The organism is Mesorhizobium sp. B2-9-1 (assembly GCF_006439455.1).
Lineage (GTDB): Bacteria > Pseudomonadota > Alphaproteobacteria > Rhizobiales > Rhizobiaceae > Mesorhizobium.
In genome coordinates, this window is record NZ_VFTP01000007.1 from 236472 (window position 1) to 243686 (window position 7215).

Here is a 7215-nt window from a genome sequence, read left to right on the forward strand (position 1 = left end):
CCAAATCCCGTGGGATGACCGCGGCACCGGTATCGTTTTGGAACTCGCTCGCTGTCTCGACGTTCCAAGAATAGTTTCGATCGCGAGGTGGATCGAGCAGACCGCGATCCGTGCTCTGGACGCCTGGCGATCTCGCGATGCGCAGCAGGAGGCGGGTTTGGCGCCTCAGCAATCAGAGAGAGGAACACCCCATGCAAGTTCAGGAGATCATGTGCCGTCGGACCGAACTGGTCGGCCCGAACACGACGATCAGGGATGCCGCCCGGAAAATGCGGGCCGACAATCTCGGCGCCCTTCCGGTCGGCGAGAATGACAGGCTGGTCGGCATGGTGACGGACCGCGACATTGTGATGCGTGGCGTCGCCGAGGAGCGCTTAGCCGGCAATACGACCGTTCGCGAGGTCATGTCCGAGCATGTCCATTGGTGCTTCGACGACGCCGATATTACGGATGCAGCGAAGATCATGGCCAAGCATCAGGTGCGTCGTCTTCCGGTGATCAACCGCGACAAGCGTCTCGTCGGCGTCATTGCTCTGGCTGACCTCGGGCGGGCCGATGAGGAAGCCGCCAAGATCGCCCTTGAAGGCATTTCCGAGGCGACGGACGATCCTCGGCGCTAGAGCAATTCCAGGAAAAGTGCGTAGCGGTTTTCCGTCCGGAATTGCGTAAAAACAAAACTGAGAGCGGTTTGGCGATTCCGTGAAACGCTGAACCGCTCTAGACGCTCGCCTGAGCGGTTACGGCCATGCGTTCTCCTCCGTCGGGGCTGAACGCCCTCTGCTCAGGCAGCCTTCAGGTTGGCCACTATCGCGCTTTCACGTCTATGCGGCGTGTCTTGTCCTTTGCAGCGGGGTTCTTCGGAAGCTCGACAGCCGACAAGAATGCGCGTCGGAACATGCCATCGCGGAACAACGGGCCGGCACGGCTGTTTGGTCAATCCACCTAGTCGGATTTGAACGGAAGGAGATTTCGATGAACGCCACCGGACTCGACGTATTCGACAAGACACTGCAGACCACGAACATCTGGCTCGACGAGATCATGGACGAGATTGGACCGGATCGGCAGGTCGCCTGGCACGTTCTCGGAGCGGTGCTGCACGCCCTGCGCGACCGTATCCAGCCGGATCTTGCAGCCCACCTCGGCTCGCAATTGCCGATTCTGGTTCGTGGCGCCTTCTATGACCAATACCAACCCTCCAAAGCTCCCGAGAAGGTGCGGTCGCTCGACGAGTTTCTGGCCAAGATCAAGGCGGAGCTTGAAGTCATCCGCCCGCTCGATTCCAAGGATGCATTCAGGGCCGTGTCCAAGGTGCTTGCCCATCATGTCGAAGAAGGACAGATGCACAAGGTCTGGGACTCCCTGCCAGGAGAGATCAGACGGGTCGCCGAAGCTCAGCAAGCGGCGTGAACGGCGCCGGCGCGGGTTTCTCGGTCGCAATCTCCAGGGGAAATAGCAATGCCGCTCACCCTTATCAGCCCGGCTTTCCCGGCAGGCGGAAAAATTCCCGAAAAATACGCGCGCGACGGCCGGAACGTCTCGCCGCCGCTGAAGTGGTCCGGTGTTCCTGACGGGACCAAGAGCCTTGTTCTTGTCGTGCAGGATCCCGATGCGCCAAGCGGGACGTTCGGGCACTGGGCCGGTCTTCAATATTCAGCCGGATGCCGGCGGACTCACCGAAGCCGAAGATGGCAAGCCCGGCCCGTCGGCACTCAGGCAAGCCACCAACGATTTCGGCAATGCCAATTACGATGGTCCGCAACCGCCTGCGGGGCATGGCGTCCACCACTACCATTTTCGGCTGGCCGCGCTCGATGTGCCGAGCCTCGGCGTGCCGGGACAGGCGGGCGTGCATCAGGTCTGGAAGCAAGCCCAGAAGCACGCATTGCAGGAGACGGAGTTGGTCGGAACCTACGAACGGCCAGCATGAGGCCGGCGGCTGGTCGCCGCCTTCACAGCGACCGCCTTCACAATGCAATTTGGGCAAGCGGTTTTCGGGCGGGGCCGTGGATGACCGAACCGTCGGCGGCAAAGATCGAGCCGTGGCAGGGACAATCCCAGGTGCGGTCGGCATTGTTCCAGGATACGGTGCAGCCTTTGTGGGTGCAGGTCGCCGAAACCGCCTGGAGTGCACCTTCGGTGTCTCTCCACGCCACAATCTTTTCGTCTCCCCTGACGATCACGCCACCCATGCCGGGCGCGATATCGTGCGTGCTCGAGACGATCGATTGACTGCGGCCATTCTTGTGGAAGTCCTCGGGATAGGGCCGCGCCGGATCGTAGAGTTTTTGCCATCGGCTTGGGCGGGCGCAGATCAGGTCGGCGATCATCGTGCCCACGACCGTTCCGTTGGTGATGCCCCAGGCGTTAAAACCCGTGGCAATGTGGAAGCCGGCCGCCTTGGTGGGATCGGGTTCGCCGGCGTATGGGATCCTGTCGGCCGTGTCATAGTCCTCATTGCACCAGCGCCACGCAACGTCACCGACGGGAAGGTTCTTTCTCGCCCATTTTTCCAGTTCGACGAACCGCCTCGCCACGTCGCCATCCCAGCCGGTGTTGAATTTCGGGCCGAGCGCGACCAGCAGTGGACCTTCGGCATCACGGCCCGTGCGGATGGAATGCGTCGGATCGTCGATGCCGATGAACATGCCGTCGACAGGGAGGGGATCATCGATCCGAAAGGCCATGGCGGTGTGGCAGCGCGGTTGCGTCCGGTTCGCCATGCCGACGGGACTCTTCACCGTCATGTTGGTGGCGACGACGACGTCCTCGGCATCAACGGCGCCGCCATCGGTGACGACGCGCCAGCGGCTTGCCTCGTCGATCGAGGTGGCGCGGCTGTTTTCGAAGATGCGGCCGCCATGGGTTGTCACCGCTGCCGCCAAGCCGATCAGATACATCGCTGGATTGAACTGCGCCTGGTCGGGGAACCGTAATGCTGCGGTCGTTTCGAAAGGCAGCGGCGCGCGCTCCAGGAGATCGGCCTCCAGCCGGACCTGGCGCGCGGCCTCCGCCTCGGCCATGACCTCCGCGCGCCGGCTTTCACTGCACGTGTAGGTATAGGCGTCCTTGCTCTCGAGATCGCAGGCGATGGCGTAGTTGTTGACCCAATCGCGGATTTGTTGCGCGCCAGCGGATTCGCGTCGGCGTAGTCCTGGGCCAACTCCCGGCCGACAGCATCGATGAGATGACGATAGATCAGTGCATGCTGCGTGGTGATCTTGGCCGTCGAGCGGCCGGTGACCTGGCCGCCTGTCCGCAGGCCTTCGAGGACGACCACCGACCGGCCCGCCTCGCGAAGGCGAAGCGCCGTCGTCAGGCCGACAATTCCAGCCCCCACGACAACGGCGTCCGCACGGACCGAACCTTCGAGCCGGGGAAAGTTCGTGGCAGTGGCTGCCGCAACCCAACAGCTTCCCGGTTTTCCCGAGAGAATGGCCATTTCAACCGCGTCCCTTGCGTCTCGATGAGCTTCCATCGACAACCGGGCCGGCGGAGGAACGTTCCCGGGGTTCCTCGCTTTCAGTCGATCGCTCGCCACCCCGGGTCAGAAAAGCGCCGGGAAGGTGCGAGGTGCAGGCCATCACCCAAGTGATCGCCTCGCGGTCGTATTCGTCGCCCGAGCGCCAGTTCTCAAAGAAGGCGTTCAGCCTGTCGACACGCCCCGGCCAGATACCGGCGGCCTGCAGGCCGAGTGAAACGCCGTAATTGGTGAAGGCGAACTTGGTATCGCCCAGCCATGGGGCGCGGCTGAAATAGCCGGGCGGGTCGACCCACATCGTTTCCAGGGTTCGCAGCGAACGCCTCGTCTGCGCCTCTGCCCATGGCTCGTCGGGAAAGAAATGGGCGAGCCACAGCATCATGCCCAGGCCGAGGTCCTGCTCGATATCGAGGGTGCGCCAATCCCGCTCTATCAGGTCACGCATTTGCGCGATCTCGACCGCCAGTGCGTCCTCACCGAGCATCCGGTAAGAGACGTAGCCGTCATAGGCATCCATGCTGCCGAGACCGTAGCCAGGATATGGGCCGCTCAGATCCTCCTGCATCTTCCAGATCACGCCGCGGCCGGGGATCACAAAGGCCGGGTGAATGTCACGCGCCAGCGCAATGCCGCGCTTGCGGTATTCCGGCTTCAGATCGCCGAGACGCGCCAAGGCGAACAGCCACATCGCCAGATAATGGAAATACTGGCCATCGCGATCCGCCGCCTCGCCGATCCTCAATCCGCGCCGGCGGCCGAGCACACGCTCGACATCGGCCACCAGCCGGTCGGCCGCGCCCAGCCAGCGCTCTTCGCCAGTTTCTATGTAAAGCGAGACATAGAGCACGACGCCGAACGCATCGGTCCAAAGATACCGCAAGCCGTTGGGCCAGATGCCTTCGGCGCGCAGCCAATCGAGTTTTCGCAGGACATAGTCGACGTCATGCAACATTGCGCCAAAGTCCTAGAACTGGCAGACAAGTCCTAAATTGGCAGAACTAACCGATATTCGGCACCGCGCGATTGCGAGCACGCCGAATTTCAAGCTCTCCTCCGTCCGGTTGATCTGCCCAATATCGCGAAACGATCTGATCGGCGGCGGGTTCCTTGGCCGCTTTCCCCGGCGCGAGCGGGTATCGTCGTCTGATCACGAGTTTCGGGTCCAGGCACTCATAACGGGATGTGCGAGGTTGCCAGGCGTTTCGGGCCTTTCGATCGGGGAGGCAAAGTTGCGAAGCCGCCAAATCGAATTGAGGTTGGCGAGGCCGCAGCCGAGCGCGGTTCTCAGCGCTTACGCCGCTCAACCCCGAAGGACTTCAGCTAAGCAAAGCCTAGTGCTAACTACCTGTTATGCAATGAGAAATTGGCGCACCCGACAGGATTCGAACCTGTGACCTCTGCCTTCGGAGGGCAGCGCTCTATCCAGCTGAGCTACGGGTGCTTCCCGGGAAAACGAACCGGCCGGTGGGCCGGCCAGCCACGGCTTCATAGCGGAAGCCGGCCGTGGCTTCAACGGCCAATTGGCGATTGTGCGGCGGCCTGAGACGGGCTCCCCTCGACGCCTCGGCTTCGCCGAGCCGGCAAGCCGGGCGAGCCGCGGGCCCCGCCGCCGTTCGGACGTCCCATTTTGTCGAGGAACCCAAGCTCTGCGGCTTCACCCCTCCGCCTCCACCTTCGCCACCCTCCTTCTCACCGCCCTTGTCGCCCGCTTCTGCTTCTTTGCACCCGCCAGCTCGTGCATGGCGTCCAGCTGCATCTGCTGCATTTCGGCCAGCCGCTGCCATTGGCGCGAGATCAAATAGTCGAGCTTTTCGTGCAGGTGGCGCACTTCAAGCTCGGCTTTCAGGTTCACCCGGTAGTCGTTGAAGGAGCGCAGCCGGTCTTTGGCTTCCTGCCGCTTCTGGCTCATCATGATCACCGGCGCCTGGATGGCGGCTATGCAGGAGAGCAGAAGGTTGAGCAGGATGAACGGGTACGGGTCGAAGGCGTGCGCCAGGCCGGCGATCAGGTTGATGCCGATCCAGACCAGAAGCACGGTGCCGAACGAGATCAGGAACCACCAACTGCCGCCGAACTCGGCCATCGTGTCGGAGACGCGGTCGGCGAAGGAGCGGTGCTCCTCGAACTCCTCTTCCGAGTTTTCCGAGATCGTGTCCTGTCTCGCGATCGATTCCACCACCTGGCGGTCGAGCTCGGAGAACTCGCCGTGCTCCTGCTGCAGCAACTCCTCCATGTAGCGCATGCGGTAGCGGCCGAGCTCCTCGCGGCTGATGCGGGCGCCGCGCGGCAGGTCGGGATGGTCGGAGCGGATGCGGTCGGCAAGGCTGGGCCGCAGGTCGTCGATGCGCACCAGGTCGCGCTTGCGGAACTTCCGCCCCGATATCGCTGAGGGTTTTTTCTTCGGCTTGATCCGGCCGGGCACATGCGGCTCGGAATCCGGCACTTCCGGCGCTTCGAGGATCTCGTCGGCTCCGTGCTGGGCATCCTCCAACACGGTTTCCGCCTCGAGATATTCGCCGGCGACATCGTTCTCGTTGTCCGCCTGCTTCTGCGCGGCTGCCTTCGGGTCGCTGGCCATGGTCGGTGCTCCTGTTCGAGGCTTTGCGATACGATACGCCAAGCCGGCGCGGCATATCCATGGCCAGTATGAATCTCGTGTGACAGAACAAGTTCTTGTGATTGGGCGGGCAGGGTAAGGAGCGCACGGCGACGCGCGCAATTGCATAGCGCAGCGACGCCGTCAGCGATTATCCGCTGCCTCGATGGTAATCCAGAGCGAAAAAAGGCCCCAATCCGCGCAAGCTGCCTGGACAAGTCACCCCTGGCGCAATCGTCTCCGCCGCCTGGCCTTGATCCAGATCAAGCTGGCCCCTGTGGCGGGCCTGATAGGCTGACTATATCGAGATCAGGCCTGACCGTTCAGGCTCCCGCCACCTGGGCCGCGCGCAGCGCCCCGCAAATGAGGGACCGCCACCATGTACAAGAAAATCCTGATCGCCACTGACGGCTCGGAGCTCGCCCAGAAGGGCGTCGGCCACGGGCTTGAGCTGGCCAAGGGGCTCGGCGCCGCCGTGGCTTTCGTCACCGTCTCCGAGCCGTTCCCGACGCTGGCCTGGGGCGGCGCCATGGCCGGCTATGTCGCCGCCGAGGAGCTCACCAATTACGAGGAAAGCGCGCGCAAATATGCAAGCGAGGTGCTCGACAAATGCAAGGCCGAAGCCGATGCCAAGGGCGTGGCCTCCAAGGGCATCCACGTCGAGAACAAGGCGCCGGCCGAGGCGATCCTCGAGGTTGCGGGCGCCGAGGACAGCGACCTCATCGTCATGGCCTCTCACGGCCGTCGCGGCCTCGGCCGCCTGGTGCTTGGCAGCCAGACGGCGGAGGTGGTGTCGCTGACGCAGATCCCGGTGCTGGTGGTTAGATAAACGGTTGGTGGGGCGACGCCTGCCAATGAGGTCGTCATTCCAGGGCGGAGCGACGCGAAGCGTCGCGCAGACCCTGGAATCCATGCCATTGCGCCCGCCGACGAATGCAGCGGTGCAGAAAAAGCCTGTCTACGCTGGTGTTCCGGCACCATTGTCTGCACCGCCGCAACGTTCACAGGTCACGGCATGGATTCCAGGGTCTGCGCGCGTCGCTTCGCTCCTTGCTCCGCCCTAGAATGATGGGTGGACGGCCCCTTGCGGCATCGAATGTGCCAAACTGGCCGTGTTGAAACCCCAGCGGAGGAGACC

At 63.1% G+C, this 7215-nt stretch carries 5 protein-coding genes, 1 tRNA gene and 2 pseudogenes; 4 read left to right on the forward strand and 4 right to left on the reverse strand.

Annotated elements, in window-relative coordinates:
• Window positions 1–110 precede the first annotated feature (110 nt).
• The 3 genes and pseudogenes from FJW05_RS16030 (at window position 111) to FJW05_RS16040 (ending at window position 1930) form a co-directional block, all read left to right on the forward strand.
• Window positions 111–620 carry a CBS domain-containing protein gene (locus FJW05_RS16030; protein WP_246673459.1) on the forward strand — a complete coding sequence of 170 codons (510 nt, stop codon included), beginning with the start codon at window positions 111–113 and terminating at the stop codon, window positions 618–620.
• 352 nt (window positions 621–972) lie between these two features.
• Window positions 973–1410 (forward strand): DUF2267 domain-containing protein, encoded by a 438-nt coding sequence (locus FJW05_RS16035; RefSeq protein ID WP_140545622.1) that lies wholly within the window; start codon window positions 973–975, stop codon window positions 1408–1410.
• 48 nt (window positions 1411–1458) lie between these two features.
• Window positions 1459–1930: pseudogene (locus tag FJW05_RS16040) on the forward strand (YbhB/YbcL family Raf kinase inhibitor-like protein).
• A 37-nt stretch (window positions 1931–1967) separates the two neighbouring features.
• On the opposite strand, the pseudogene FJW05_RS16045 reads toward FJW05_RS16040, so the two are convergent.
• The 4 genes and pseudogenes from FJW05_RS16045 to FJW05_RS16060 form a co-directional block, all read right to left on the reverse strand.
• Window positions 1968–3442, reverse strand: a pseudogene (locus tag FJW05_RS16045) (FAD-dependent oxidoreductase).
• A 1-nt stretch (window position 3443) separates the two neighbouring features.
• Window positions 3444–4433, reverse strand: coding sequence for a hypothetical protein (locus tag FJW05_RS16050; protein ID WP_246673461.1), 990 nt, complete (start codon window positions 4431–4433; stop codon window positions 3444–3446).
• A gap of 412 nt (window positions 4434–4845) precedes the next feature.
• A tRNA-Arg gene (locus FJW05_RS16055) sits at window positions 4846–4922 on the reverse strand.
• A 213-nt stretch (window positions 4923–5135) separates the two neighbouring features.
• Window positions 5136–6059 carry a DUF1003 domain-containing protein gene (locus FJW05_RS16060; protein WP_140545619.1) on the reverse strand — a complete coding sequence of 308 codons (924 nt, stop codon included), beginning with the start codon at window positions 6057–6059 and terminating at the stop codon, window positions 5136–5138.
• Between the two features lie 397 nt (window positions 6060–6456).
• Between FJW05_RS16060 and FJW05_RS16065 the strand changes: the two genes are divergently transcribed.
• A complete protein-coding gene (locus FJW05_RS16065; protein WP_140633782.1) occupies window positions 6457–6906 on the forward strand; it encodes a universal stress protein in 450 nt (149 codons plus the stop codon).
• The last annotated feature ends 309 nt before the right edge of the window (window positions 6907–7215 follow it).

Bases quoted from the DNA above. Each gene is read 5' to 3' on its own strand.
- FJW05_RS16035 (WP_140545622.1), top strand. From the start codon at position 973: ATGAACGCCACCGGACTCGACGTATTCGACAAGACACTGCAGACCACG.
- FJW05_RS16050 (WP_246673461.1), bottom strand. From the start codon at position 4,433: ATGTTGCATGACGTCGACTATGTCCTGCGAAAACTCGATTGGCTGCGC.
- FJW05_RS16060 (WP_140545619.1), bottom strand. From the start codon at position 6,059: ATGGCCAGCGACCCGAAGGCAGCCGCGCAGAAGCAGGCGGACAACGAG.
- FJW05_RS16065 (WP_140633782.1), top strand. From the start codon at position 6,457: ATGTACAAGAAAATCCTGATCGCCACTGACGGCTCGGAGCTCGCCCAG.